The following is a 25,899-nucleotide window of genomic DNA, read 5'->3' as shown; positions in this document are numbered from 1 at the left end:
CATGAACACACAACTCAAACCCACGCTGGGCACCCTGCACCTGTGGGGCATCGCCGTGGGGCTGGTGATTTCCGGGGAGTATTTCGGCTGGAGCTACGGCTGGGGCGTGGCCGGCACGCTGGGCTTTCTGGTGACCTCATTCATGGTCGCGACGATGTACACCTGCTTCATCTTCAGCTTCACCGAACTGACCACCGCCATCCCCCACGCGGGCGGGCCGTTCGCCTACAGCCGCCGGGCCTTCGGCGAGAAAGGCGGACTGATCGCCGGCCTGGCGACGCTGATCGAATTCGTCTTCGCCCCGCCGGCCATCGCCCTGGCCATCGGCGCCTACCTCAATGTGCAGTTCCCGGCCCTCGATCCGAAGCACGCGGCGGTCGGCGCCTACATCGTGTTCATGACCCTGAACATCCTCGGCGTGAAACTGGCGGCGACCTTCGAACTGGTGGTCTGCGTGCTGGCCGTGGCTGAGCTGCTGGTGTTCATGGGCGTGGTGGCGCCGGCCTTCAGCTTCAGCAATTTCGCCCTCAACGGCTGGGCCGGATCGGATCTGTTCGGGGCACCGGCCATCGCCGGGATGTTCGCGGCGATCCCGTTCGCGATCTGGTTCTTCCTGGCCATCGAAGGCGCGGCCATGGCCGCCGAGGAAGCCAAGGATCCGAAACGCACGATCCCCAAGGCCTACATCAGCGGCATCCTGACCCTGGTGCTGCTGGCCATGGGCGTGATGTTCTTCGCCGGCGGCGTGGGCGACTGGCGAGCGCTGGCGAACATCAACGACCCGTTGCCGCAGGCGATGAAAGCGGTGGTGGGCGACAACTCCGGCTGGCTGCACATGCTGGTGTGGATCGGCCTGTTCGGCCTGGTGGCGAGCTTCCACGGGATCATCCTCGGCTACTCGCGGCAGTTCTTCGCCCTCGCCCGCGCCGGCTACCTGCCCAAGGGGCTGGCCAAGCTGTCGCGCTTCCAGACCCCGCACCGGGCGATCATCGCAGGAGGCATCGTCGGCATCGCGGCGATCTACAGCGACGGCCTGATCAACCTCGGCGGCATGACCCTCACCGCCGCCATGATCACCATGGCCGTGTTCGGCGCCATCGTGATGTACATCATGAGCCTGCTCAGCCTGTTCAGGCTGCGCCGCACCGAACCGAACCTGGAGCGTACCTTCCGTGCGCCGTGCTATCCGCTGGTGCCGTTCATTGCCCTGCTGCTGGCGGTGGTGTGCCTGGTGGCGATGGCCTGGTTCAATGCGCTGATCGGCCTGGTTTTCCTGGGGTTCATGGCGGTCGGCTTCGGCTACTTTTTGCTCACCGGACAATTGCGCGCGAACGCTCCGGCGGACGCCATGCTGACCGGTCAGTAGACCGTTGCGGGCATAACCGGCCTAAAATGGAACCACTGCGAAACCCCTTCGCTCAAACGTGGTATGCAGCGGCGCACGGCGAAACCCTCGCCCGCCGACCTGCCCTTGAGGAGTGCCGTTATGCCCTGGTATGCCTGGTTGATCCTGGTCGTCGCCATCGGCTCGATCGTTGGCGGATTGATGATGCTGCGCGACACCGCCAACAAGGTCGAACTGACCGAAGAACAACGCAAGCGCGTCGCCGAACGCAATGCGGAAATGGACGCCAAGGAAGCGCAGGACCGCTGAATGAAAAAACCGCCGACGCCGGCGGTTTTTTCATTGTGGCCTCCCCTGACCGGTGTGAAGGCATGCGGCTGAGATCACGCCGGACTCATCTGCACGCTTTTTAGAAGTAGAAGTACAGTCACCATGCAATTTTCATTGGTTAAGATGGGGGCCTTGTTGCGGAGAGTTTAAATGCGTTATTCGCAGGACCACAAAGCCCAGACCCACCAGCGCATCATCAAGGAAGCCTCCGAACGGTTCCGCAAGGACGGCATCGGTGCGACCGGGCTGCAGCCGCTGATGAAGGCGCTGGGCCTGACCCACGGCGGTTTCTACTCGCACTTCAAATCCAAGGACGAACTGGTGGAGAAGGCGCTGCAGGCCGCCGGCGACCAGGTCGCGGGCCTGTGCGCGGAAATCTTCGCCCAGGACAATGCCCTGGAGGTGTTCATCGACACCTACCTCTCCGAATGGCACCAGACCTCCCCTCACGAAGGCTGCCCGCTGCTGACCATCTCCTCGGAACTGGGCCTGCGCGGCCAGCCGAGCCCGACCAGCGACGTGGTGCTCCAGGCACGCCTGGATCAGATCGAAGCCACCCTGGAGGGCGACAACGCAGCCGACCGCAGCATTGTCATCATGGCGACGCTGGCCGGCGCGCTCCTGTTGTCACGCAGCGTGGCCGACGGCGAGTTTGCGCAACGCATCCTCGACGTCACCCGCGAACACCTGAAACGCTCGGAAGACTAAGCCTCCCAACGCCTGAACAGCACGCTGGCGTTCACCCCTCCGAACCCGAAACCGTTGGACAGCGCATAGTCGATCGCCATCGGCCGCGCCTGGCCATGGACGATGTCCACGCCTTCGCTGGCCGGATCGGGATGCTCGAAATTGAGTGTGGGCGGAACCCGCTGATCGCGGATCGCCAACAACGTGAAAATCGCCTCCAGCCCACCGGCAGCCCCCAGCAGATGGCCGGTGGAGGACTTGGTCGAGGTCACGGCGATGCGGTTCCCGCTGCCGAACAAGGACTTGATCGCCGCCAGTTCACCCAGATCGCCGACCGGGGTGGAAGTGGCATGGGCATTCAGGTGCTGCACCTGATCCGGCGACACGCCCGCCTGGGCCAGCGCCAGCTTCATCGCCCGTTGCGCGCCGTTGCCGTCCTCCGGCCCGGCGGTCAGGTGATAGGCATCGGCGCTGGTGCCGTAGCCGACCAGCTCGGCCAAGGGCTGCGCGCCTCGCGCCAAGGCATGTTCCAAAGACTCGATCACCAAGAGGCCCGCGCCCTCGCCCATGACGAAACCGTCCCGTCCGCTGTCGAACGGACGCGAGGCGCGTTCGGGCGTGTCGTTGTAGCCGCTGGACAACGCCCGGGCCGCCGCGAAGCCCGCCAGGCTGACCCGGTCGATGGCCGCTTCCGCGCCGCCGCACACTGCGATGTCGGCTTCACCTGAGCGGATCAGCCGCGCCGCATCGCCGATCGCCTGCACACCGGCGGCGCAGGCGGTCACCGGTGCGCCCAACGGTCCCTTGAAACCATGGGCGATCGAGACGTGGCCGGCGGCCAGATTGACCAGGAACGACGGAATGGTGAACGGCGACAAGCGTCGCGGGCCACGGCTGTCGGTGGTGCGCACCGCCTCGGCGATCGCACCGAACCCGCCGACTCCCGAACCGATGATGGTCGCCGTGCGCTCCTGCTGCGCAGCATCGGCAGGTTGCCAGCCAGCCTGTTCCAACGCCTGGCGGGCGGCCTCCATGGCGAACAGAATGAAGCGGTCCATCTTCTTCTGCTCCTTGGGGGGCGTCGCGCGATCCGGATCGAAACCCGCCTCGGCGTCCTCCGCCACCGTAGGCACGACCCCGCCGACACGGGCCGGCAGATCCTCGATCACGGCCTGCGGCAGATTGCGCAACCCGGACCGGCCGGCCAACAGCCGCTGCCAGGCCACTTCGACGCCACTCCCCAGAGGAGACACCAGCCCCATCCCCGTCACCACCACCCGACGCTGATCCATACCACGCATTCCTCCAACCGATTCAGAAAGGTCTTACTTGTAGCGTTCGGCCGCCGAACGGTGGGAAAGGTTCGGCGCCAGCACCATCCGCGCACCGACAAACGCTTGCCAATCGCCTGCGTCCGGCAACGACGGAATGGTCACCAGTTCGCCCTGATCCAGCCCCGCCAAGGCCGCATCCACCATTTCGCCGGCCTCCATGATCATCTCTGCCGGAATGCCGCTGGCGTCGATGCCGGAGCGCTCCCAGATCTCGGTGCGGGTGACGCCGGGCAACACGGCCTGCACCTTGACGCCAGTGCCTTCGAGCTCTGCGTTCAGCGACTGGGTCAGGCTCAGCACGTAAGCCTTGCTGGCACTGTAGACCGCGTTGAAACGCTCGGGAAACAACGCCACCACGGAGGCGATGTTGATGATCACGCCACGTCCGGCACCGGTGAAAACCTTGGCGGCGGCGGAAGCCAGCCGGGTGACGGCGACGACATTCAGTTGTATGAGCTGCTGCACCTGACCCGGATCGGCATCGGCCAACGAACCGTTCGCCCCTACCCCCGCGTTATTGACCAGCAGGCTCACGCTGGCGTCGCTGCGCAAACGCTGCTCGAGCTTGAGCACATCGGTCTCTTGCGTCAGATCCGCCTTCAAGGCTTCGACCCGGACACCGTAGGCATTGCGCAGCCTGTCGGCGGCGCTCTCCAGACGCGCCAGGTCACGGGCCACCAGCAACAGATCAAAACCGCGCGCAGCCAACCGCTCCGCATACACCGCACCGATGCCGGAAGAAGCGCCGGTGACGATGGCTGTTCCTTTGGACTCAGGGGAATTCATGACGGTACTCCTGCAAGACTTGAGGGAATGACGCATCCGGATGCCGGACGCTTTCGAACGCGAAAATATTATAGGCATAATCAAAGCGCAATATGACAGCCATAATTTAATCTGCCCGACGAACCGTCCGCCTACGCCGGCATGCGGATGCCGGAATGCAAAAAGGCCGGTCAATGACCGGCCTCGTGGCGATGAATGATCAGATTAGTTGACTTCCAGCTTCTCGCGGTTGCGATCCAGGATCGCCTTGCCGATGCCCTTCACCTCCAGCAGCTCATCGACCGATGCGAAGGGGCCATTTGTTTCCCGATACGCAACAATCGCTTTGGCCTTGGCTTCCCCGATCCCTGCCAGTTCCTTTTGCAGGGTCGCTGCATCGGCACTGTTCAGATCCACCTTCGCAACGTCCACGGAGGACGTCGCCCCCAGCACCAATGGTGCCTTGCCCGACTCCGCCGGGACCGCAGGCGCAGCTATCGCTGCGATCGAGGCACTTGTCAGAAGAGCAAACATCAGAGAACAGAAGTAACCGGTACGCATGAGTGACGCTCCATCATCGTTTTAGAAAGCAGCCTTTCCGAAGCTGCTCCTCAAAATTAGGCGATGAATGGGACAAGTCAAAAATGCGTCCGTTACAGGATGTGAAACAATCAAGGCTCAAGGCGACGTTGCTGGTAGATCCAGTCAACGATCTCTCCGTCCGGCGTGTACCCGCTGACGCTTTCGCGCAGGAGTTGACGGACGCGGGAGTAGTCATCCGCTTCGACAGCCGCCAGCAGCTCGCTCAGTCGGGACTTCAAAATCTCCCAAGGCAAGTGATCTTCATTGGCTGTCATGATCATCGGATGAGGCGTAGCGGCTACGTTGTCGCCGATCAGCAGTTCCTCGTAGAGCTTTTCGCCTGGGCGCAAGCCTGTGAACTCGATGGATATGTCACCCTGCGGATTGCGATCGGAGCGGATGCTCAAACCGGAGAGATGAATCATTTTCTCTGCCAGTTCGACAATCCTGACCGGCTCCCCCATATCCAGCACGAACACATCGCCGCCCTGCCCCATGGAGCCCGCCTGAATCACCAATTGCGCAGCTTCCGGAATCGTCATGAAGTAGCGGGTGATTTTCGGATGGGTGACCGTCAGCGGGCCTCCGGATTTGATCTGGCTGTGAAACAGCGGAATCACCGAACCGGACGAACCGAGCACGTTACCGAAACGGACCATGGTGAAGCGGGTCTTGTTGACCCTGGAAACGTTGGACTTGTCGCCGAACAGAACCGGAGCCAGTTCGCGGCTTAAGGCCTGGAGAGTGAGCTCGGCCAGACGCTTGGTGCTGCCCATGACATTGGTCGGACGAACAGCCTTGTCGGTCGAGATCAGCACGAAATTGGAAACGCCTGACTGCAACGCCGCCTGAGCGGTGTTCAGCGTACCGATCACATTGTTCAGCACGCCCTCGGCAATGTTGTGCTCAACCATCGGCACATGCTTGTAGGCGGCCGCATGGTAAACGGTGTCGACCTTCCAGGTTTTCATCACATCCAGCAGCTTGTCCTGGTGACGCACGGAACCCAGGATCGGCAGCAGCCTGACCGGAACCGACTCGCGACAGGCACGCTGCTCCAGTTCCGAAAGAATGTTGTAGAGGTTGAACTCACTGTGTTCGAACAACAGGAGCGTCGTCGGCCCCAGGGCGAAAATCTGCCTGCAGAGTTCCGCCCCGATCGAGCCACCCGCACCGGTCACCAAAACCGTCTTGCCTTTGATGCAGCGCTCAAGCAAATCCGGCTGCGCAGGCACGGAGTCGCGTCCCAGCAGGTCCGCGATGTCCACTTCCTGGATATCTTCGACCTTTACCCGGCCACTGGCCAGGTCAGTGAAATTCGGAACGCTTCGGATGTGCAGCGGAAAACTCTCCAGCAGCGTCAGAATCTCCCGACGCCGTGCACGGGTCGACGACGGGAGCGCCAACAGGATTTCCTGTGCGCCTGTTTCGTCGATCATCTGTTGAATGTGCTTGGGTTTGTACACTTGCAGGCCGGCGATCACCCGGTCCGCGATGCTGGGGTCGTCGTCGATAAACGCGACGGGGCGCATGGTTCGTCCCATACGCAGCGCCGCCACCAGTTGGTTGCCGGCGACGCCTGCGCCGTACACCGCCACTTTGACGAGGCTTTCCTCGCGACTCGTAAAAGGCACGTGATGAGCGCCGGCGAACCAGTCACCCATGAAGTACTGGCGCATGCAGAGACGCAGGCCACCGATGATGACGAGACTCAACCACCAATAGTTGAAGACGATCGAGCGAGGAACCACAGCTTCGTGATTGCTGTACCAGTAGACAACAAGCGCCAGTATCAGCGCGGACAAGCTGACGGCCTTGATGATCGCGATGAGGGCGTCATTGCCGAAATAGCGCATGACCGCACGATACATGCCGAAACGAATGAACAAGGGAATCGCGACGATCGGGGCGCAGACGAACAGCCAGAAATGCACCTTCAAAGGGTTGTACATATCGTCCAGCCCCAACCGGACGATGAAAGCCAGCCACAACGCGGCCCAGACCAGCACAATGTCCGTCGCGACCTGGATCAGCCTTTTGCGGCGTCTGGGCAGACCTAACAGGTAGCCTCTGAGCTTACCCATAACCCCTTCAATCACCTCACTCACTCCTTTCAGCAGCCCACTGCCATGGAGATAGCTCAAGAGGGCCTCGCGATGATTCTAATCGTAAATGACACACAGGTTTCTGCTTAGTTCTGAGTCGCTGCAGTCTCGACGTCCCCTGCTCGAAACTTTATCGCCAACGCGATCAAAGGCGTGTAGGCCAGGATCACTCCCAAGGCGCCGTCCAGACCGAAACGTGTGACGCAAACAGCAATCGGCAACAGCCAGAACAGATTGATCGCACCGACCGCGACAGTCACCGGCAAATGCCTGCCGAAACGACGCGAAGCGAACTGGTAGCCATGACTGCGATGTGCCTCATAGACCCTTTCGCCCCGAAGCAAGCGGCGCAACAGCGTAAACGTAGCATCGACAACGAAAACCCCAAGCAAAATGATCCAGGCCATCAGCATTGGCGCACTGGCCCAGGCGGCTTGCAGAGACAAGCCTCCCAGTGCGATTCCAAGGAAACCGCTGCCTGCGTCCCCCATGAAAATCCTTGCAGGCGGGAAGTTCCAGTAAAGAAAACCGGCGACTGAGGCCGCCAGCAGCAACGGGGCCCAAATCAGATTGTCCAGCCCCGTCATCCAGTAAAGCAGACAAGCGCCGAGACAGGCGCAAATCGCCTCCACACTGGCGATGCCGTCAATGCCGTCCATAAAGTTGTAGAGATTGAGCAACCAGACCAGATAGAAGGCACCCAGCACATAGCCCGCCCATCCCAGATCCATGGAGAGGCCGAACAGGTGAACGGGTGGAAGCCCGCCCATCAAACCCAACAGCCAAATGGCCGATGTGAAGTGGCCCAGCAACCGCCAGCGGGCGGCAATATGACCATGGTCATCCATGAAGCCAATCAAGGCAACGGCCCCGCCGGCCCCCGCATTCGCGAAAAAAAATGCCCCGGTAATCAAACCGTTGGCGTAGAGAAAGCCCAACGAAATCAAAAAGGCCACAACAATTGCGACACCACCGCCGCGCGGCGTCGCGACAACATGAGAACTGCGGGCGTTGGGAATATCCATCAGACTTCGGGATAGCGCATACCTGCGCAGCATTGCCGTCAGCAAAAAGGAAATGCCGACAACCACCGGTACAAACCACGTGTAACTCATTGTTTACGAGACTCCAGAAAGTGCTCTGCGGTCGCCCTCAAACCGTCATGCGCGCTAAAAGGCGGACGCCAACCCAGTAACTCCCGATTCTTCTTGATGTCGACCCGCAAGGAGCCGAAAAGCCGCTGAGCGACAGCGCCCCGTCCCGTCAGCCGGGCCATGAGGTTCAGCAAGGCCACAGGAACAGGTACGAGCCACGTCTTTACGCCAAGGCAAGAAACAAGCCGTCGCATCAATTGCGTTGTCGAGAGGTCTTCACCGTCGCTGACCAGAAAGATTTGGTTTGCGGCACGGGGATGACTGACACAGACACTGACCAGGTCAACGACATTCTCGAGCGAAACGAGGCTTCGCAGATTGTGTATCGCTCCGAATGGCAGAGGAATCCCCTTGGCGAGCCAATGCATCATTTGCTTGAAATTCGCGCCCACCCCAGGACCATAAATAAGTACCGGGCGGATAATCACAACCTCGATCAATCCAGTCCCGGCAAGCTGCAGCAACTGCTGCTCTGCTTCAAATTTGGAGACCCCATAGGCATCCAAAGGCTGTGGAATGTCGTCCGCCGAAAATGCTTGCCCGGCCGCGGTGGATTCGCCGTTGACCTTAATGGAACTGATGAAGATAAATCGTTTAACCCCAGCCTGTATGGCCTGCTCCGCCAGACGCAGCGTTCCCTTTACATTTACATCACGAAACTTGTCAATCGACTGCCCCGGAGCCTCGTTCATGACATGCACTCGTGCCGCCGCATGCACGATCACGTCGACGCCATCCAGGCAACCTCGCCAGTCTGTAGTGTCATCAATATTCGATACATATACTTTTTCTACGCTCCCAGGCAGCGCGCAATTAACATCTCGCAGGGGAGCGATCACCGAAGTTTCCGAAAAAGTGCAAAACTTTTGAACCAAGGACTTTCCAAGGAAGCCTGTCGCACCAGTGACAAGTATTTTTTGGGGCATTTTAGACCGATTCAAATAATAGACTGCATAGACTCAATCTATCACGAATTGCACGCAGGATAAATTCCCTTGGTGCGCCCCAGAATGACCTTGCAGCGCCCCCGCAGACCAAGAACAGCAAACGCCAGCAGCCCACTCGCTTGCCGCCCTGCACCAGCTGTAATGGGGGGCGCCTGGGAAACGCCAAAACTCTGAAAGCCAAACCGTTTAAAGATTGACCGAAAGCACGCAGCGCGACCCCTTCTTTTGAAAAAACAACGCCGGAACGCATTTTACGAAATTGAAGGGGCGCGCCGACTCAGACACGCACAGAACTAGCCAATAGACATGAGAACTTACCTGCGTGCTCCTAGAAAATACGACGCAACAACTTCCTCAGCACTCGATATGCAGTCAGCTTCAAGCCACCCTCATACATCGAAATCTCAAGCAGCAACCAATAGTGAGAGAGTCTCCTCTTGATCCCTCCCCAGCGTGACGCATGCACAGGCAACAACTTTCTGTTGCTGAGCAGGCTGCCGCCTTGCTGGAATATTTCCGCCCATTGCGTCGCAACCACGGCGATGTCAAATCGACTCTTGACATCATTGTAGGCCCGTTCGGCGACAGCAGCCCTGAATGACTCGTCATCCAGATAGCGTTCGATAGCGGCAATCCAGGACTCTGCGGTATTTTCCTCGACGAGCACCCCGGTGACTCCATCTACTACCGAGCCGACATAACTCTCAGATACCGAGTAAGCTCCGGCACACTGGAACGCAGAATACTCACGATACTTATTGTTCGTTTTGTATTTATTGGATGTTTTGCTGTCCAACGGGGCCAAGCCAATTTTCCAACCGCGCTGCACCTGAAACGCTATGTAATCTGCATAGCTATTCATATGCCCGAAAAACCGAACCCTGTCCGTTTCTTCCAACCAACTCGGAAAACAACCGACAAACTCAAATGACACATTTTCTCTACGCGAAAGAAAATAAGGAATGACATCCCTTAGAATATTCAGATCAGCATCACGCGATGGACTTCCCGCAAAACCGATTCGATACTCCGCGACGGGCTCTACAGCAGAGGCCGGAAGCAAGGAAAAATCAAAAAAAGCGGGCAAAAGTACAGTATTCCGATTCTTAGGCAGCAAGAACTCCCTAAGAGCCACGGAGTTGGTGATGACAGTATGCGCATTCTCCACAGCATACTTCAACGAACGACGAACGATCGGATGCTTGTAATACCTAGCTAACGGCGTATCGCCTTCAATCAACCAAAAGTTGTCATCAATATAGTAGAAATATGGGATACCGCTGCGCTTTAGGGCTTCCATCCAATAGACTGCGACAGGATCCGCCGTCCTCACGAACAGTGGTAACGCCGAGCTGGAGAAAACCTTCTCATCAAGCTCTGAAAGGTATACTTTCTTGTACCTGACACCGGAGCCCAAACACTCCGAAAGCAACTGCTCTGTTAACTGCGTCGTTGCGATATCCGCCTCAACAATCAGAAGAACATCAACACTGGCTTTTACATCACTCATCATTTGAAAAACATGCATACGGAACTAATTTACTTTGGCGCAAAGGCCAGCGAGACATAACAGAACATTCCACAACCTTGACACCGACATCAAAGCAACGTCCAAAAAATCGAACAACGGCTAAATCTTCCAGATCAAAAACCTCACCAATAGAAAAGTCTACAACACCAACAACATCCACGTCGGACAACTGAGCAAGCGAACACCACAAAATTGTATTGTTCTTGCTAACCAGTTCGACGCCCAACTGCGCATCTTCAGAATCATCTGATAAATAAACACATACCGAAATGGAGTTAAACGCCCCGCTCCCAGCTACCACATACTCAATGTAGCCTTCACTTGGCACGTCCTTCCCTAACTTGTAATCTCGTGGCTCAGAAGAACCATAATGGGTATGCAGGTAATCATCCAAGCGTTGTCGATCGGCTGCAGGCAATGGGGGATTTCCCATTAAAAACGCCGTAAGTTTTTCATTTCTAACCAGTTTTCGCTCGCACTCAACAATATGGTCATGTTGCGCTTTAAGCTTCGCGTCTAACTGTTGTTCCGCATGTGTCAGCGAGGAAAGCGCTTGTGCCTGAAAAGCTTCCCCATCGGCCCTGGACTGCTGCAGCGCAGGCGTATCCAGAAATGGATACGCCTCCAGATTCTTCGTGAGCTCAACGTACCCATCATCGCCATCATCCTTCCAAACAACCAGATGATAAACAATTTGATGGCAAACATCAGTCAGACGCTGTCGGGCTTCTCTTTGATGAGAGGCATCAAGTTGACTAAACCGAGGAAAGTAAAAAAATTCCATCCGCAGCAATCGAATTTCCAATCCTGGGTTCGAATTATCAGACTGCGATAGGCCCCAAGTGACCGCGTGCGGATGGTAGTACTCTTCCCTGTCGATAGGTGCCCAGGTACAACTCGACCAAAACCTAGGTGTATGCTCATTGAACACTTGAAGATGATAAGGATTAGCCAGGTTGAGCTTCTGCTCGTAATAGGGTACGACGATACAAACTTGAGCCCTATGCTTACAGACGCGATAGAGCTCCCTCATCGTAAACATCAAGTCCGAGACATGTTCCAGACTATGAGCCGCATGCACAACCTCGACAGAGTCATTTTCAAAAGGTAACGGTTTATCCAGATCCGCTATCACTTGAACACCTGGGAGCGGAAATCTGTCAACACCGACAAATCCCGGAAGGCATTTTGGCCCACAGCCTACATCTAGCTTCATTGGCAATACCTATACAGTCGATATTTCCACAAAAGGATATATAGGAAGACGCTTCAAGCCCGCATAACGGTACTTGACCAGCTCAAACACATATACAGGGTGCGGCGCCCGCGCAAAGACACGGAGCTTATAGTCAGCCAAAGGATCTTCAGCGACATAATCCACTGAAAACTCAACCGGCGAAGACAGATCTACCGAACTCAGCGCCACAGATTTGTGAAGGATTATTTCCCCAGAACTGCCAACAAGTTCAATACCGACCAATCCATCCTGAAGTCCGTCTGTCGCGAACGCCAGCAGGATGGATCTGATGTTTGCCGACGTATTAATCGTATACTCAAGATAAGGAACGTCATGCAGTGACTTGGATAGCTCTAGGATGGTATCCGCACTTTTCCCCTTGGTGGCCAAGGAAAACTCTTTCATTCGGCTGAATGCCGGCATCAGGCTCTCCCACAAATCGTGTTTCCGAGCCATAAAACTCAAACGCTTGGAAATCGAAGTGGCCTGCCTCAGCCTTGCCAGTTCTTCAAGACTTTCAATCAGCTTATGTGTGCTGTTTATCGAATCGCCGGTGGCAACAGCAATGCTTCCACCTTGCCCCCTGACGAGCTGTTTCAATCTACTCTCTACAGTAGTGAATCCGTTAAATGCACTGGACTTTGAAATCGACTCAAGAGCCTTGCAACTGATGGCTCCTGAAAAGTGCTCTTCACAGAACTCTCTATTATTCTTTTTGAATGCCGAAATCTCGGAGGCATCCAAATTCTCCAGCATTCTCAGCCAGGAAAGAGCGCTGGATGGTGAAGATACGACGTAGCCAATACCAAGCTCTTTGGCTTGGGAATAAGGAGGGTAATCCGGAACGACAAGCAACGCGTTCATCACATTAGCGGACATCGCCACATTCAGCGTCTTGTACTGGTTGTTAGACGAATCGCTGGGAGCATGAATGAGTATATCTGGAGAGTGATTGGATATCTGCAAAAGCGCAGTTTCCCAATTTAACTCATACGGCACCGTCACCAATTCGACTCGATCATGCTGCTTGAGCTTGTCCAAGAAAGAGTTACCGACACCACCGATGACTAACTTGACTTTCCTGTGCGCCTCTGCGTATTTATGAAGAGCAGGCAGCACTACATCCTGAAGCGCAGACAAACGATGCCAACCGCCAGCAAATGCGATAACCAGCTGTTCGCAAGCCACAGAAACTTCATTAGCAACTATTTTCATCTCTCGAAACGAGGGCGGGAAGAGCCCAACATTTGAATGAAGCAGATGCTCATTGAAATAGTCTTGCAGAGCTTGCGTACTGGTCAGAACCCCAGCAAAATCTTTAAGCTTGCGCCTTAACGTTTGCTTACTGACATCTTCAAAACCGACAATTTCTCTTTGCTCCTGAAGAAGAGTGAGATTATCGTCGATAAAATAATAGCACGGTATGTTTAGGCTTTTTGCCGCGTTTATCCACTCGGAAAAAGGCTCGATCTGCCTGACAAATATGACGCAACTGGCGTGTGCTATTTCATCGATCGGCCAGTTCCAAGGACGAATAACCCGTATCCGGCTTTTCCATTCCTCCGGCAGATAGTCGAAAGTCAAGATCGTGCTTGCATCATGCTGAGCCGTGACAACCAAAATCCTTTTGTTGTCGTTCGAATTCACTAACGAACTATCGGTGTTGAAGTTTTTTCTCGTGCGCGCATGCGCAACCGCCATTTCTCTTGCGGCGACAGACGTACAGTGCGTTGTAAATTCAGGCAGCCTGAAAATGTCATAATCTTCAAAGTTATCCGGGCGCAATGAGAAATTGCGCTCCTGCTTCATCCGTTCTTCAGAAGCCCAACTATCCAGCGCATAGGTTTTCCCAAGACTGTCATTGGTCGCAGGCCCGCCTACTTCACCAACGCTCACATCTACGTAACGCAGGATATATTTTCTTGATATTCTTCGCCACAGATCCCAGTCACACACCCGCGTCATGAGGATATGTGGGTCATATAGGCCAATGTCGTCAAGAATAAAGCGCGGCACTAAGACCGCATTGTTCGCGACGTAATTCCAGCTATTGATATTGTTCGCAGCCAGGCAGGCGCCCAGGTGTTCAACCCTCTCCTCGCCAGATTCCGACTCACGAACCCTCATCGCAACAGATCCATAGATCAATTGGTCAGGTGTGGTTTGAGCATGAAGGTACAGCTTTTCCAACGCATCAGGAAAGAAAACATCATCGTCAAATGCAAATGCTATATAACGACCGCGCGACTTGGAATATGCCTCGTATTCAGAGATCGCTGGCAACCCAATATTTTGAACATGTCGAAGGCAGCTTACTCGCCCGTCCTTCTCCATGAACTCCGCAATAATATCAGCGCTGCCATCGGTGCTTGCATCATCGACAATGATCAGTTCAAGCTCAGTGAGTGTCTGGCTCAAAACTGACTCGATAGCTTTGCGAAACTTGCCGCTTTTTGCCCGCCGGAACGTCGGCAGCAAAACCGAGACAATAGGAGCCTCTCCAGCAGCATAAGAACGGCCGGGCAACCATAGCGTGTCTCTAATGAGATCTCTGACTTTCATGCTCAAGGCCCTAAGCAGTTGCCGAGTAGTTTTCTGAGTAAGCTTTCAGAACTTGATCAGTTTTTCCATCCATACGAAGCTTTCCCTTTTCAAGCCAGATCGTGCGCTCACAGAAATCACTGACCAAATCCGGTGAGTGACTCGAAAAAACCAAAATCTTGCCCTGAGTCATAAATTTCTTCATGCGCTCCTGGGCCTTATGGGCAAAGTTAATGTCCCCTGCCCCCATGACTTCATCAAGCAAGAGAACTTCAGGGTTGATCGCAGTGGACACAGAGAATGCCAAACGAATAAACATGCCTGCGGAGTAAGTGCGCACAGGGTAGTTCAAAAATTCACCAAGCTCCGAGAACTCAGCAATTTCATGCATCTTCGCGTTGATTTCCTTTGGCTTCAACCCCAACAACAACGCACGAATTTTAATGTTGTCCCATCCGGACTGGTTCATCTCAAAACCTGTCGCGAATTCGAACATTGGACATACATGCCCGTAAGTCTGTGCTACACCGGTAGTCGTTGGGTAAATGCGGGCCATCACTTTCAAAAGCGTGCTTTTACCAGCGCCATTCAAACCGATCAGCCCAACACGTTCCCCTCTCTGAATAGAAAGGTTGACACCGGACAGCGCATTGATTTTGTATTCGGTGGTGTTAGAGGAAGCCGGACGGCGCAACAAAGTATTTTTGAAGCGTCCGAAATAATCAGTACGCCCGGTAAATACGACACTTGCGTCACGCAAAGTTATTGAAATATCGCTCATAGCATATAGACCAGTTTCTTATCCATCTTGGAGCCAAGAACTATACAGGCCGCCCATAGAAGCAACAGATAAACTCCGCAAAAAATATAATCCTGCTGGACTGCAAACGTCCCTTCCAGGATAGGGAATCTGATGACGTCTACCAAGTAGTACAAAGGATTGTATTTGTAGACAAAATCAAAACCGCGATCCTTGAGCATGGCAACCGGAAACAACACAGGCGTAACAAAGAACAACACCTGAAAGATCCCAGTCAGCGCGTGCGGCAGATCCCTGAAACGAGCAGAGAGGTAGGCACTAAGAGTAATGTGCCCCAACCCCGCAACCAGAAGGATTCCAAGACCAGGCAGTGCATACAACCAGCCCATTGGATTGAACCGGTCGAAAAACAACAGTGTGCCGGCCAATGCAAAAACACCTATCAGCATCACCGCAAATAGAGTTACCAGCACCCGAAATAGATAAACCTGCTTTGGAAAGGAAAACTGCTTAATGTACCCTTCAGAGCTAATAAATGCGTAACCACCCTCAACAAACGAGGCAACCAAGAATCCCCAAACTATCAAACCACAAGTAAGATAGGGGAGAAACTCTGCCATCGGTTGTTTGAGAAGAACCCCATAAACCACACCTGCGCCCAAAACCATCATCGCCAGGTTTATAAGGATCCAAAGTGGGCCAATTGCCGATCTACGGAAACGGGCCTTGATATCCTGAAGCCCCATATACGACCATACACGCCACTCAGCAAGCGACTTCAGTGTATTGGATAAAAAACTATTCTGACTGATCATCTAAAGCCTATTTAGCTCAAGCACTATTAATTTACCGTGACGGGAAACTTCATTGAAGCCCAGCTTTTCGTATAACTTGATCGCCCTGACGTTTTCTTCTAGAACCTCTAGAAACACGCTATCAAGCGCAAGCTGCTGCCAACACGTTTCAATCAGCAGCTGGCAGCCACGCTTGATGTAACCTTTACCTGCGCCCTCTGGCGCAGCGAGAAAGCGCCCAACCTCGGCGCGCTTTCTCTGCAGATCTATGCCATAGACCGCACATTGGCCAACCCGCTCACCATCCGATTCGATGACAAACACAAAATCGTCAGATTTTTTTTGATAGGACTCGAACCATTTGACATGATTGTCCCATTCAATGATGTTTGAATTGATAAACCATCTACGGTTCTCGTCTCTATTCCTCCAGTTCAGAGTGGCCTCTAGATCGGCCGGTTCTAACAGTCGGATTTTGACAACTTCATCGGATGCTGAGCGGAGGCTTGGTTTCATTTTGCGTACTTGGCTACCAGTTGGGAGACGGTATCGACATCGGCTTTGGTCAGCCCCATGTGTACCGGCAGCGAAATGATTTCCTGGGACGCCAAGGCTGCTTTAGGGCAAGTGCCTTTGCCGTGCGCATACATACGATATTCCGTGTTATCACGGTAATGCACGCCTGGGTACACTTGATGCTCATTGAGCGCCAGCATCAGTTCTTCGCGGTTGTTGACACGAATCTGCACCAGGTGAGTCGAGGACTCGCACTCTGGGTTGATATCGATAAAGCGTACTTTTGCGTTGCCTTCCAGATTCTCGCGGTACCATTTTGCGATTTGACGGCGGTAGGCGTTATCACGATCCAGGTACTTCAAAGCCACCAGACCCATTACTGCCATGATCGAGTTGCCGTGGTACTTGAAGCCAACCTCTTCAACGTCATACATCCACTTGTACGCGCCCTGAGCGGCGGTACGGGCATACGTATCTTTGTTGATGCCCAGCCAGCTCATCTTGCGAACACGCTCGTCATCTTCTGCGTTTTTGAAGCAGATCATGCCGGAGTCGGCGGTCGCCAGGTTTTTTACAGCCTGGAAGCTGAACACGACGACGTCCGCTTCAGGACATACATGACGTCCGTTAATGCGGGTGCCAGACATATGGGCAGCGTCAAGAATCAAGGCAATGTTGCGCGCCTTACAGATTTCAATAATCTTCGAGTACTGACCGACATTCCCACCAATACCCACGAAGATCAGTGCTTTGGTCTTGTCGGTAATACGCTGCTCGACGCTGGCTGGATCCAGGCACAGGGAGTCGTCGATATCTGCAAACACTGGATTCATGTTTGCATACAGGATGGCATGGTTGGTCGAGATGAACGTCAGCGGAGTGGTGATGACCTCTGCATCGTCATCCCAGCCGTTCTTGCTCTTGAGCAACCGAAGAGCCAGCTCAAGACCTACGGTATTCGACGAAAGAAAATGTGCATGAGGGAGCCCGGTGTAGGACTTCCACGCCTCTTCCATCTCAACGGTTTTAAAACCCAACCCAGTCCAGCCTTTCTCAAGGCATTCACGAATGCCTTCGAGGCACTCGTCGACACGAAATTTAGGTACAAACAGTTGAATAGACATGTATTTAGCCTCGAATTACAAGTGCTGTGCGGTTTTAATGTTTCAATCCAATTACATCTTTCACAGGACAGTCCGAAGAGAACTGCTTCTGCGGCTTACAAAATCAATGACTCTCGTGTTCCAAGAGACGCTTCAGATACTTTCCGTATCCGTTTTTGATTAACGGCATAGCGAGAGCGAGCAATTGTTCATCCGAGATCCAGCCTTTGCGCCACGCGAGCTCTTCAGGGCACGCAACTTTGAGGCCTTGACGATTTTCCAAAGTCGCAATGAAGTGACTCGCCTCAAGAAGAGACTCGTGCGTTCCGGTATCCAGCCAGGCATATCCCCGGCCCATGATCTCTACGGAGAGATTGTTGCGCTCGAGATAGACGCGGTTCACGTCGGTGATTTCCAGTTCGCCGCGCTCGGAGGGTTTGATGCTCTTGGCAATTTCCACGACGTTTGCGTCATAAAAATACAGGCCAGTCACGGCATAGCTGGATTTTGGCACTAAAGGCTTTTCTTCCAGACTGATGGCCTTGCCGGATTTATCAAACTCGACCACGCCATAGCGTTCAGGGTCATTCACGTGATACGCAAAAACGCTCGCGCCGCTGTCACGCTGCATCGCGTTTGCCAGGAGCTCCTGGAAATCATGTCCGTGATAGATGTTGTCGCCGAGCACCAAGGCACATGCGCTGCCATCGAGGAACTCCTCGCCGATGATGAACGCCTGGGCGAGGCCATCCGGAGACGGTTGAACGGCATAGCTGAGATTGATTCCCCATTTTGCGCCGTCACCCAAAAGCTGCTCGAAGCGCGGAGTGTCCTGCGGCGTGGAGATAATCAATATGTCTCGTATCCCCGCCAGCATTAATGTGCTGAGAGGATAGTAGATCATCGGCTTATCAAAAACCGGAAGTAACTGCTTTGAAATAGCGAGCGTAGCCGGATGCAAACGCGTACCGGAACCACCTGCCAGAATTATACCTTTGCGCTGCATAATCATCCCTGCCTAACCATATCAGAAAGCGTTCTTTTAATATTAATCTTCCAATCAGGAATACATATATTGAACGCGTTTTGAATTTTACTGTTATCAAGTCTCGAATTTTTCGGCCTGACTGCCTTAGTAGGATACTCCGAGCAACTTACAGCACGTATGTCGTGCTCAGTGCAACTCAGAGGAATGCCCAAACCTACAGCCTCAGACACCAAATAACGAGCATATTCATACCAACTCGCATGGCCCGACGCTACCGCATGGTATGTACCACTCAACGCCTCGGGATTCGAACTATTTAAAACTTGGTAAAGGCAAAGTGTAGTGATGTCTGCAACTAGAGAGGCGCTTGTCGGAGCCCCAGTCTGATCATCCACTACTGAAAATTCGGTTTTGGTTTCAGCAAGGCGCAATATCGTTTTGGCAAAATTGCGACCCCTAGCGGAATAGACCCAACTCGTTCTCAGCAAGAGATGGTTGCAGCCGCTAGCCACGACCGCTTGCTCTCCTTGGGCCTTTGATCTCCCATAGGCATTTAACGGATTGGTGACATCAGTTTCAGCGTATGGACGTTCAGACGCACCGTCAAAAACGTAATCAGTCGAATAGTGCACAAGCCAGGCACTCTTGCCCGCGGCATAGTCGGCCAACACCTTGACCAGATCGTGATTGATCCGTTGCGCGTCTTCCTCAGAAGTCTCCGCCTGGTCAACCGCATTGTATGCGGCCGCATTGACAATAATATCGGGACGCTCTTGTTCAAGATAAGCTGAAACAGCGTCGAAATCAGAAAGATCGACTTTACTTCGGTCGCAAACCGCCAGGTTTCCAAGCAGCGGCAGAGAGCTTTGCAGCTCCCACCCTACTTGCCCGTTGCTACCAAACAGTACAATTTTCTTCATGCGTACTGCCTGCTTACCCAATCCCGGTAAGCTCCGCTGGTGACATTACCGACCCATGCTTGATTGTTCAGATACCACTCGACAGTTTTGCGAATGCCTGTCTCAAACGTCTCTGCCGGCTTCCAGCCCAATTCCCGCTCGAGTTTCCGGGCGTCGATCGCATAGCGGCGGTCATGGCCCGGACGATCGGTAACGTAGGCGATCTGCTGGTGGTACGGCTGACCATCCGCACGTGGACGCAACTCGTCCAGCAACCCGCAAACGGTATGGACAATCTCCAGGTTTGGCTTCTCGTTCCAACCACCCACGTTGTAGGTCTCGCCGACCACCCCTGCCTCCAGAACGCGTCGAATGGCGCTGCAGTGGTCTTTGACATAGAGCCAGTCGCGAATTTGCTGGCCATCGCCGTATACAGGCAAAGGCTTGCCGGCCAAGGCGTTCACGATCATCAACGGAATGAGCTTTTCCGGGAAATGATAGGGCCCGTAGTTGTTCGAGCAGTTTGTGGTCAGTACAGGCAATCCGTAGGTGTGGTGGTACGCGCGCACCAAGTGATCGCTGGCAGCCTTACTCGCAGAATATGGACTGTTTGGCTCGTACTGATGATTTTCAGTGAACGCCGGGTCATCCTTTGCCAACGATCCGTAAACCTCGTCGGTGGAAACGTGCAGAAAGCGGAACGACTGTTTGGCGCTTTCTTCGAGCGCACCCCAATAGGCCCGAACAGCTTCCAGCAGGCGGAAGGTTCCGACGATATTGGTTTCAATGAAGTCTTCCGGACCGTGAATGGAACGGTCGACGTGGGACTCGGCAGCAAAGTTGAGGATTGCACGCGGTTGATGCTCAGACAACAGCCGCGCCACCAGCGCGCTGTCACCGATATCTCCCTGCACAAATACGTGTCGCGCATCCCCTTCCAGACTGGCCAAGCTTTCCATATTGCCGGCATAGGTCAGCTTGTCCAGGTTGATCACCTGCTCATCCGACTGCGCCAGCCAGTCCAGTACGAAGTTCGCCCCGATAAAACCGGCGCCGCCGGTGACTAAGATGGTCATATATTTAGATCTTTTTCAGTAGAGCCACGAGAACAAGTCCCAGGTTTCCGGACAAAGTCTGCCGGTATATCCCAGCCCGCAGGAAACCTGAGATCCTTAAGAAGAGTGTTTGATTGCGCGCAGTTTTGAATTGAGCGAGGGTCACTTGATGCCCAGGGCTCAGACGATGGTTCATTGCCTCGAGCGCAGGAATGATCTGATCGTTCCATTCGCAAAACCGTCCCTGAAAAATCAGGGGGAACCGCTTGAAGCGCGCAACCCAGCCGGAGTTGCCTCCGATCAGGTTTTCATCGTGCTGACGGTACAGCACCATCGGTTCCGGGTCGTAATGAACAATCCCTCCAGCTCCGGAAACAAGCAGGTAGGCCCACCAATCGTGACACGGGACAGCTACGCGATCGCCCGCCTCAAGCATCAGCGCACGCGCTGTCCGGTTGAACACCATGGTGTTCCCACCACCGATGTTCTGAACCAGCGCATTGGAAAAGCGGGGAGGAAGACTGAACCGTGGCGAAAACCCGAACGTTGCGCCTGACTCGCCGATCAGTTCGGTGCGGCCGCAGTACAGCGCGGGGGTATGGCTTGGGATTGATTGCTGCCAAGCGAGCGCCCGCTGGAGCTTATCAGCTTTCCAGATATCGTCCTGATCCGACCAGGCAAAGAAATCCGCATCGATGTCGGCTCGACAGATCAAGGACAGAAAGTTGGCGACGAACCCCCGCTTGGGGCCGTTCGCAACCTGGAGCCGCTCGCTCCCCCACCGCTCCCTGAACGATCGCAGAATATCCAGCGTAGCGTCTTGAGAGCCATCGTCAGAAACGTAAAGCGTCCAGTTGCGATGCGTTTGCCGCTCAAGTGATTCGAGTTGCTCAGCCAGAAATGATGCACCATTGTAAGTACACATAAGGATTGCGACATTCGCAGTACGCTCCCCAGCTACCTGGACAGCGGGATCTACAGCAAAAGGCTGGTTGGAAACCGTCACAAAATCCCTCTATGCACGAACTGTGGGCCTTACAAAGGCATCCATCACTTGTAAAAACTACACTTTCCGTCGCGACATCCCATCGCGATACGGACTCGCATTCTACATCAATTGGCGCAGCGCATACTCAAAAAAGCGACGACAGCCACAAAGCTTCGCTCGCCTGCAGACCAAAGCAGAGAAACGGGAGGACGGCGGCCAGCGTCGCTCATTCCGCTTGCGGATAGCGGGCTGCCGACAACCTTTCTCCACATCTGATCAAGTGGACTCGGGAGGCGTCGGCCAGCGACTTGCGCATGCAAGAGAAATCGCCCCACCGACTCCGGACACATTCAGACAGCTGAACACTGGAGGCCGATCATCGGTGCGAAGATGAGCGCTTCTCACCCCCACTATCAGAGGGTTAGGGGGGGGGACAACGGCCCCGACCTCCCCCGGAATACGGCTAAAGCAGCGACCGTGAAACATCACTAAACTTTTTTCCCTGTCAGCATCAATATCCAGCAGACAAATAAAAAAAGCATCTTATCGCGCACCCGACGTCGACAACGCCAGAAACTCATCGAGAGCCTGAACAATTGCAAGCGTCCCAAAGACAGCCAACTCTTTACAAATGGATCAACCTCTCGCCCCAACAGCTGAGCAATTAATCGAACCTGACCGAACCACCAGCCGTTGTTGATAGTTTTGTATCGGGATACTAAAGCGCGCACCCCTGTATTGGCCCCGACTTGATTACCCCCATGCTGACGATAATCCATGGAAGGCACCGAATCTATATACCATTTGTACCCGTGGCTACGCGCATAAGCGTAAAAGAACCAGTCATGCAGGCTCACTCCCTGCAAAGCCGCCCACCTGTCCAACATCAGCACTTTTAGGGGTTCAGCCAATCGCTTGCTCAGGACATAAGTACAACCTGGCCCCGCCGCTTCGAAAAGAAAGTCCCACGCAACTTGAGGCTGAGCCTTGTCCAGCAACTGGGTTTTGCCATCCAACCAAAAGGCAGTGACATTACTTGAGTAAGCGTCTGCACAATGCCGTTCGAGCTGAGAAACAGCGCGCTGAAGCTTGTTCTTGTGCCAAATGTCATCCTGATCAGAAAAGGCGACAAAATCGAATCCATCAAAATCAACATCTCGAACCAACCGAAAGAAGTTCCGAGCAGCACCACCAAATTTCCCCGCAAAGGGCAGAACAATGACATTCGGCTCATTAGCCGCAAGCTTTGCGCACCACGACTCAGTCCCATCAGCGGAAGGGTCGATACTGATAAACACGGTCACATCAACATCTGACTGAGCAAGAATAGAGGCCACCTGCTCCTCTATCCATTGCATGCCATTGTAGGCAGCCAACAAGACTGCGACCTTTGGTAATTCCACGAACATGCCTTCCCACTTGTAACATTGAGTATTGAAACTCTAAAAACCGGGGTTACGGTCAGATTGACTTCAAATCCAACAGCTTCCCTCAGACACCAACCATAGTCCGAAACAAGGCACCAGGAGCGATTAACGATGAACGCCCAGCCGACAAAAAGGGGATTGACTCCAATCTTCAGAATCCGACGCTTACCATAGGCCTGTTTGCATGTTGCAGATTGCGAATGCACAGCGCCGTTTCAGGCAAGGACATAAGGCAGAGCCCGCCATCGCAGCCCAATCCACGTGCTCAGGAAGAATCAGCGCGACTTTCCACAGAGCCAGATCAGCCGATGCGAAGGGAACGGAGAGATGATTTTCCGAATCGTAAACAGTGCCGCACCTAACAGCCCAACGAACGCCCTACTGATGCACTTGAATCAGTCGCACCCGCTCAATAGCCTTTGGCACCCTATCGCGATTGAATACGTCGTCTGCCCGAGCTTCGAGAAAGAAGCCCCAAAACCCAACCGGCAACCGGCCCAATCACCATACCAACCAGCAGCGCAAACACCATCACCAGCGCTATTGGGAGCTGTGGCCCGGCCCACCCCAAAAACGACAGTGATACCGACTGTTGGTTCTCAAGAACAAATACCAGAACCACCAGCACCAGCAATAACGCAAAAACACCAAGAAGCATGCGCTTGAAATTACGCATGACCGACACCCTCATTGGTAGCAACTGTCAAACCCCCTCCTCCTCTTCATTCACACGGTCGCGCAGCTCCTTGCCTGGCTTGAAATGCGGAACAAACTTACCGTCAAGACTGACGGACTGACCAGTTTTAGGATTGCGACCTACACGCGGCGCACGATAGTGCAAGGAAAAGCTGCCAAAACCACGAATCTCTATTCGATCACCCGTGGCGAGACATTGGGACATTTGTTCAAGCATGGTCTTGATGGCCAGCTCAACATCCTTGGATGAGAGCAGCCCCTGATGGGTGACAATTCGTTCGATCAACTCCGACTTCGTCATATTTTTCCCTTCTTTTTCAAGCAGCTAGATCAGTGCTTGAAAGGTTGTAGCACGCCCGGATGATTTTGAACAGCCCAGGGGTTGACATATCTTTTAGCTGTTCGAAGCATCCATTGACAATGGCATCGAGCCACCATCCAGGCCAAGACCCGCTCACCGACAAATCACCAGCATGGTTCGAGTGACGTAGCCCGCAGGATTGAACCCAAAGGGAAATCCCTCTTCATCCCGGGCATCATCAGAACGCGTGATCACCTTGTAACCCGCCCCCTTGCACTCCTTCGCCGCACGCTTTTGACACCTCTCCCAACTCGACCCCAAACCAGAGCAGTCAACCTCGATTCCGCTGACACCACGCACTGCATGAGTCTTGGCGACCGTAGTGCAACCCGCCAACATCAGCACGCCCATCAAGACAGTTAGCTTGCTCATTCGCTTCCTTATGCCAGGCATCTGCCTGACTACTGCAATCTTCAGATTAAGCCTAGACGCGAAAAGGCGATTGACCCGACTAAAGAAGCAGACCGCAGGAAAAAGGGAATGTTTGCGCCAAATCAACGGAGAGCGAGCAACCCATTAAATCGCAAGCACAAAAAAGGGCGACCGAAGTCGCCCTTTTCATGATCAGACAGAACTTAGTTCTGTTTGGCCATTGCTTGCTTCAGCAGTGCCGCCATGGTGGTGTCAACTGCTTCACCTTCCGGAGCTGCTTTCAGGCTCTGGATGGCTTCTTTCTCTTCAGCGTCGTCTTTCGACTTGATCGAGAGCTGGATTACGCGGCTCTTGCGGTCAACGCTGATGATCTTGGCTTCGACTTCCTGGCCTTCTTTCAGGACGTTACGCGCGTCTTCAACGCGGTCACGGCTGATTTCGGAGGCTTTCAGGGTCGCTTCGATGTCGTCGGCCAGAACGATGATGGCGCCTTTGGCGTCAACTTCTTTCACGGTACCCTTGACGATAGCGCCCTTGTCGTTCTCTTGAACGTACTCGGAGAACGGATCGCTTTCCAGCTGCTTGATGCCCAGGGAGATGCGCTCACGCTCTGGGTCAACAGACAGGATAACGGTGTCCAGCTCGTCACCCTTCTTGTAACGACGCACGGCTTCTTCGCCGGTTTCGTTCCAGGAGATGTCGGACAGGTGAACCAGACCGTCGATGCCGCCGTCCAGGCCGATGAAGATACCGAAGTCGGTGATCGACTTGATGGTGCCGGAGATCTTGTCGCCCTTGTTGAACTGGCCAGAGAAGTCTTCCCATGGGTTCGACTTGCACTGCTTGATGCCCAGGGAGATACGACGACGCTCTTCGTCGATGTCCAGAACCATGACTTCCACTTCGTCGCCGACTTGTACGACTTTCGAAGGGTGGATGTTCTTGTTGGTCCAGTCCATTTCGGAAACGTGCACCAGACCTTCAACGCCTTCTTCCAGCTCAGCGAAGCAGCCGTAGTCGGTCAGGTTGGTCACGCGCGCCATGACGCGGGTGCTTTCTGGGTAACGGGCTTTGATAGCGACCCATGGGTCTTCACCCAGTTGCTTCAGGCCCAGGGAAACACGGTTGCGCTCGCGATCGTACTTCAGAACCTTGACGTCGATCTCGTCGCCGACATTGACGATCTCGGAAGGATGCTTGATGCGCTTCCAGGCCATGTCGGTGATGTGCAGCAGGCCGTCCACGCCACCCAGATCGACGAATGCGCCGTAATCGGTGAGGTTCTTGACGATACCTTTGACTTGCTGGCCTTCCTGCAGGCATTCCACCAGAGCTTCACGCTCGGCGGAGTTCTCGGCTTCCAGGACGCTGCGACGGGAAAC

At 54.4% G+C, this 25,899-nt stretch carries 25 protein-coding genes; 3 read left to right on the top strand and 22 right to left on the bottom strand.

The features are described 5' to 3' along the window. The first annotated feature begins 1 nt into the window (after position 1). From eat to ACIP0B_RS14695, 3 genes are all read left to right on the top strand, one after another. Positions 2-1,366 (top strand): ethanolamine permease, encoded by a 1,365-nt coding sequence (gene eat / locus ACIP0B_RS14705; protein WP_400833005.1) that lies wholly within the window; start codon positions 2-4, stop codon positions 1,364-1,366. A gap of 120 nt (positions 1,367-1,486) precedes the next feature. Then, positions 1,487-1,654, top strand: coding sequence for a DUF2897 family protein (locus ACIP0B_RS14700; protein WP_079246726.1), 168 nt, complete (start codon positions 1,487-1,489; stop codon positions 1,652-1,654). 171 nt (positions 1,655-1,825) lie between these two features. Next, the gene (locus ACIP0B_RS14695; RefSeq protein WP_400833002.1) at positions 1,826-2,383 is read left to right on the top strand and encodes a TetR/AcrR family transcriptional regulator; all 558 of its coding nucleotides are present in this window, start codon (positions 1,826-1,828) and stop codon (positions 2,381-2,383) included. Here ACIP0B_RS14695 and fabF read toward each other — a convergent pair. The 22 genes from fabF to ACIP0B_RS14585 form a co-directional block, all read right to left on the bottom strand. Then, complete coding sequence (gene fabF / locus ACIP0B_RS14690; RefSeq protein WP_400832999.1) at positions 2,380-3,654, bottom strand: beta-ketoacyl-ACP synthase II; 1,275 nt, start codon at positions 3,652-3,654, stop codon at positions 2,380-2,382. The two genes, ACIP0B_RS14695 and fabF, sit on opposite strands and share 4 nt — an antisense overlap. 33 nt (positions 3,655-3,687) lie before the next feature. Then, entirely contained in the window at positions 3,688-4,482 is a 795-nt protein-coding gene (locus ACIP0B_RS14685) for an SDR family NAD(P)-dependent oxidoreductase (RefSeq protein WP_400832997.1), read from the bottom strand. 204 nt (positions 4,483-4,686) lie between these two features. Further along, a complete protein-coding gene (locus ACIP0B_RS14680) occupies positions 4,687-5,022 on the bottom strand; it encodes a ComEA family DNA-binding protein (RefSeq protein WP_400832994.1) in 336 nt (111 codons plus the stop codon). 110 nt (positions 5,023-5,132) lie between these two features. After that, a complete protein-coding gene (locus ACIP0B_RS14675; protein ID WP_400833054.1) occupies positions 5,133-7,127 on the bottom strand; it encodes a polysaccharide biosynthesis protein in 1,995 nt (664 codons plus the stop codon). 107 nt (positions 7,128-7,234) lie between these two features. Further along, positions 7,235-8,263 carry a glycosyltransferase family 4 protein gene (locus tag ACIP0B_RS14670; protein WP_400832992.1) on the bottom strand — a complete coding sequence of 343 codons (1,029 nt, stop codon included), beginning with the start codon at positions 8,261-8,263 and terminating at the stop codon, positions 7,235-7,237. Further along, positions 8,260-9,228 (bottom strand): UDP-glucose 4-epimerase family protein, encoded by a 969-nt coding sequence (locus tag ACIP0B_RS14665; RefSeq protein WP_400832990.1) that lies wholly within the window; start codon positions 9,226-9,228, stop codon positions 8,260-8,262. The genes ACIP0B_RS14670 and ACIP0B_RS14665 overlap by 4 nt, the downstream gene beginning before the upstream one ends. 349 nt (positions 9,229-9,577) lie before the next feature. After that, positions 9,578-10,762 (bottom strand): hypothetical protein, encoded by a 1,185-nt coding sequence (locus ACIP0B_RS14660; RefSeq protein ID WP_400832987.1) that lies wholly within the window; start codon positions 10,760-10,762, stop codon positions 9,578-9,580. Beyond that, a complete protein-coding gene (locus ACIP0B_RS14655) occupies positions 10,752-11,996 on the bottom strand; it encodes a class I SAM-dependent methyltransferase (RefSeq protein WP_400832984.1) in 1,245 nt (414 codons plus the stop codon). The genes ACIP0B_RS14660 and ACIP0B_RS14655 overlap by 11 nt, the downstream gene beginning before the upstream one ends. Before the next feature lie 9 nt (positions 11,997-12,005). Then, entirely contained in the window at positions 12,006-14,579 is a 2,574-nt protein-coding gene (locus ACIP0B_RS14650; protein ID WP_400832982.1) for a glycosyltransferase family 2 protein, read from the bottom strand. 10 nt (positions 14,580-14,589) lie between these two features. Continuing rightward, a complete protein-coding gene (locus tag ACIP0B_RS14645; RefSeq protein WP_400833051.1) occupies positions 14,590-15,255 on the bottom strand; it encodes an ABC transporter ATP-binding protein in 666 nt (221 codons plus the stop codon). An 80-nt stretch (positions 15,256-15,335) separates the two neighbouring features. Then, positions 15,336-16,133: an ABC transporter permease gene (locus ACIP0B_RS14640; RefSeq protein WP_400832979.1), complete on the bottom strand. Its 798-nt coding sequence runs from the start codon at positions 16,131-16,133 to the stop codon at positions 15,336-15,338. Beyond that, positions 16,134-16,628, bottom strand: a complete 495-nt coding sequence (locus ACIP0B_RS14635; RefSeq protein WP_400832976.1) for a GNAT family N-acetyltransferase — start codon at positions 16,626-16,628, stop codon at positions 16,134-16,136. Next, a complete protein-coding gene (locus ACIP0B_RS14630; RefSeq protein ID WP_400832974.1) occupies positions 16,625-17,752 on the bottom strand; it encodes a DegT/DnrJ/EryC1/StrS family aminotransferase in 1,128 nt (375 codons plus the stop codon). The genes ACIP0B_RS14635 and ACIP0B_RS14630 overlap by 4 nt, the downstream gene beginning before the upstream one ends. 103 nt (positions 17,753-17,855) lie before the next feature. Next, positions 17,856-18,737 carry a glucose-1-phosphate thymidylyltransferase RfbA gene (gene rfbA / locus ACIP0B_RS14625; protein WP_400833050.1) on the bottom strand — a complete coding sequence of 294 codons (882 nt, stop codon included), beginning with the start codon at positions 18,735-18,737 and terminating at the stop codon, positions 17,856-17,858. A 2-nt stretch (positions 18,738-18,739) separates the two neighbouring features. Next, positions 18,740-19,639 (bottom strand): dTDP-4-dehydrorhamnose reductase, encoded by a 900-nt coding sequence (gene rfbD / locus ACIP0B_RS14620; RefSeq protein WP_400832971.1) that lies wholly within the window; start codon positions 19,637-19,639, stop codon positions 18,740-18,742. After that, positions 19,636-20,694 carry a dTDP-glucose 4,6-dehydratase gene (rfbB, locus tag ACIP0B_RS14615; RefSeq protein ID WP_400832969.1) on the bottom strand — a complete coding sequence of 353 codons (1,059 nt, stop codon included), beginning with the start codon at positions 20,692-20,694 and terminating at the stop codon, positions 19,636-19,638. The genes rfbD and rfbB overlap by 4 nt, the downstream gene beginning before the upstream one ends. Positions 20,695-20,698: 4 nt before the next feature. After that, entirely contained in the window at positions 20,699-21,679 is a 981-nt protein-coding gene (locus ACIP0B_RS14610) for a glycosyltransferase family 2 protein (protein ID WP_400832968.1), read from the bottom strand. A 470-nt stretch (positions 21,680-22,149) separates the two neighbouring features. Continuing rightward, positions 22,150-23,070: a glycosyltransferase gene (locus ACIP0B_RS14605; RefSeq protein ID WP_400832966.1), complete on the bottom strand. Its 921-nt coding sequence runs from the start codon at positions 23,068-23,070 to the stop codon at positions 22,150-22,152. Positions 23,071-23,515: 445 nt separating this feature from the next. Then, positions 23,516-23,764 carry a LapA family protein gene (locus ACIP0B_RS14600; RefSeq protein WP_400832964.1) on the bottom strand — a complete coding sequence of 83 codons (249 nt, stop codon included), beginning with the start codon at positions 23,762-23,764 and terminating at the stop codon, positions 23,516-23,518. Positions 23,765-23,791: 27 nt separating this feature from the next. Continuing rightward, positions 23,792-24,085 (bottom strand): integration host factor subunit beta, encoded by a 294-nt coding sequence (gene ihfB, locus ACIP0B_RS14595; RefSeq protein WP_025805547.1) that lies wholly within the window; start codon positions 24,083-24,085, stop codon positions 23,792-23,794. A gap of 153 nt (positions 24,086-24,238) precedes the next feature. After that, positions 24,239-24,517: a hypothetical protein gene (locus tag ACIP0B_RS14590; protein WP_400832961.1), complete on the bottom strand. Its 279-nt coding sequence runs from the start codon at positions 24,515-24,517 to the stop codon at positions 24,239-24,241. A gap of 203 nt (positions 24,518-24,720) precedes the next feature. Further along, the coding region (locus tag ACIP0B_RS14585; protein ID WP_400832960.1) for a 30S ribosomal protein S1 at positions 24,721-25,899 on the bottom strand (1,179 nt) is incomplete at its 5' end.

Source organism: Pseudomonas sp. NPDC089534 (assembly GCF_044749305.1).
GTDB lineage: Bacteria > Pseudomonadota > Gammaproteobacteria > Pseudomonadales > Pseudomonadaceae > Aquipseudomonas > Aquipseudomonas ekonensis.
This window is presented reverse-complemented; position numbering and strand designations above follow the sequence as displayed.

Coding starts and splice junctions, on each gene's coding strand:
- ihfB (WP_025805547.1), bottom strand. CDS start 24,085: ATGACGAAGTCGGAGTTGATCGAACGAATTGTCACCCATCAGGGGCTG.
- ACIP0B_RS14650 (WP_400832982.1), bottom strand. CDS start 14,579: ATGAAAGTCAGAGATCTCATTAGAGACACGCTATGGTTGCCCGGCCGT.
- ACIP0B_RS14695 (WP_400833002.1), top strand. CDS start 1,826: ATGCGTTATTCGCAGGACCACAAAGCCCAGACCCACCAGCGCATCATC.
- ACIP0B_RS14635 (WP_400832976.1), bottom strand. CDS start 16,628: ATGAAACCAAGCCTCCGCTCAGCATCCGATGAAGTTGTCAAAATCCGA.
- fabF (WP_400832999.1), bottom strand. CDS start 3,654: ATGGATCAGCGTCGGGTGGTGGTGACGGGGATGGGGCTGGTGTCTCCT.
- ACIP0B_RS14675 (WP_400833054.1), bottom strand. CDS start 7,127: ATGGGTAAGCTCAGAGGCTACCTGTTAGGTCTGCCCAGACGCCGCAAA.
- ACIP0B_RS14665 (WP_400832990.1), bottom strand. CDS start 9,228: ATGCCCCAAAAAATACTTGTCACTGGTGCGACAGGCTTCCTTGGAAAG.
- ACIP0B_RS14660 (WP_400832987.1), bottom strand. CDS start 10,762: ATGATGAGTGATGTAAAAGCCAGTGTTGATGTTCTTCTGATTGTTGAG.
- ACIP0B_RS14630 (WP_400832974.1), bottom strand. CDS start 17,752: ATGTCTATTCAACTGTTTGTACCTAAATTTCGTGTCGACGAGTGCCTC.
- ACIP0B_RS14590 (WP_400832961.1), bottom strand. CDS start 24,517: ATGAGCAAGCTAACTGTCTTGATGGGCGTGCTGATGTTGGCGGGTTGC.
- rfbB (WP_400832969.1), bottom strand. CDS start 20,694: ATGACCATCTTAGTCACCGGCGGCGCCGGTTTTATCGGGGCGAACTTC.
- ACIP0B_RS14605 (WP_400832966.1), bottom strand. CDS start 23,070: ATGTTCGTGGAATTACCAAAGGTCGCAGTCTTGTTGGCTGCCTACAAT.
- rfbD (WP_400832971.1), bottom strand. CDS start 19,639: ATGAAGAAAATTGTACTGTTTGGTAGCAACGGGCAAGTAGGGTGGGAG.
- ACIP0B_RS14670 (WP_400832992.1), bottom strand. CDS start 8,263: ATGAGTTACACGTGGTTTGTACCGGTGGTTGTCGGCATTTCCTTTTTG.
- rfbA (WP_400833050.1), bottom strand. CDS start 18,737: ATGCAGCGCAAAGGTATAATTCTGGCAGGTGGTTCCGGTACGCGTTTG.
- ACIP0B_RS14600 (WP_400832964.1), bottom strand. CDS start 23,764: ATGCGTAATTTCAAGCGCATGCTTCTTGGTGTTTTTGCGTTATTGCTG.
- eat (WP_400833005.1), top strand. CDS start 2: ATGAACACACAACTCAAACCCACGCTGGGCACCCTGCACCTGTGGGGC.
- ACIP0B_RS14655 (WP_400832984.1), bottom strand. CDS start 11,996: ATGAAGCTAGATGTAGGCTGTGGGCCAAAATGCCTTCCGGGATTTGTC.
- ACIP0B_RS14685 (WP_400832997.1), bottom strand. CDS start 4,482: ATGAATTCCCCTGAGTCCAAAGGAACAGCCATCGTCACCGGCGCTTCT.
- ACIP0B_RS14680 (WP_400832994.1), bottom strand. CDS start 5,022: ATGCGTACCGGTTACTTCTGTTCTCTGATGTTTGCTCTTCTGACAAGT.
- ACIP0B_RS14640 (WP_400832979.1), bottom strand. CDS start 16,133: ATGATCAGTCAGAATAGTTTTTTATCCAATACACTGAAGTCGCTTGCT.
- ACIP0B_RS14700 (WP_079246726.1), top strand. CDS start 1,487: ATGCCCTGGTATGCCTGGTTGATCCTGGTCGTCGCCATCGGCTCGATC.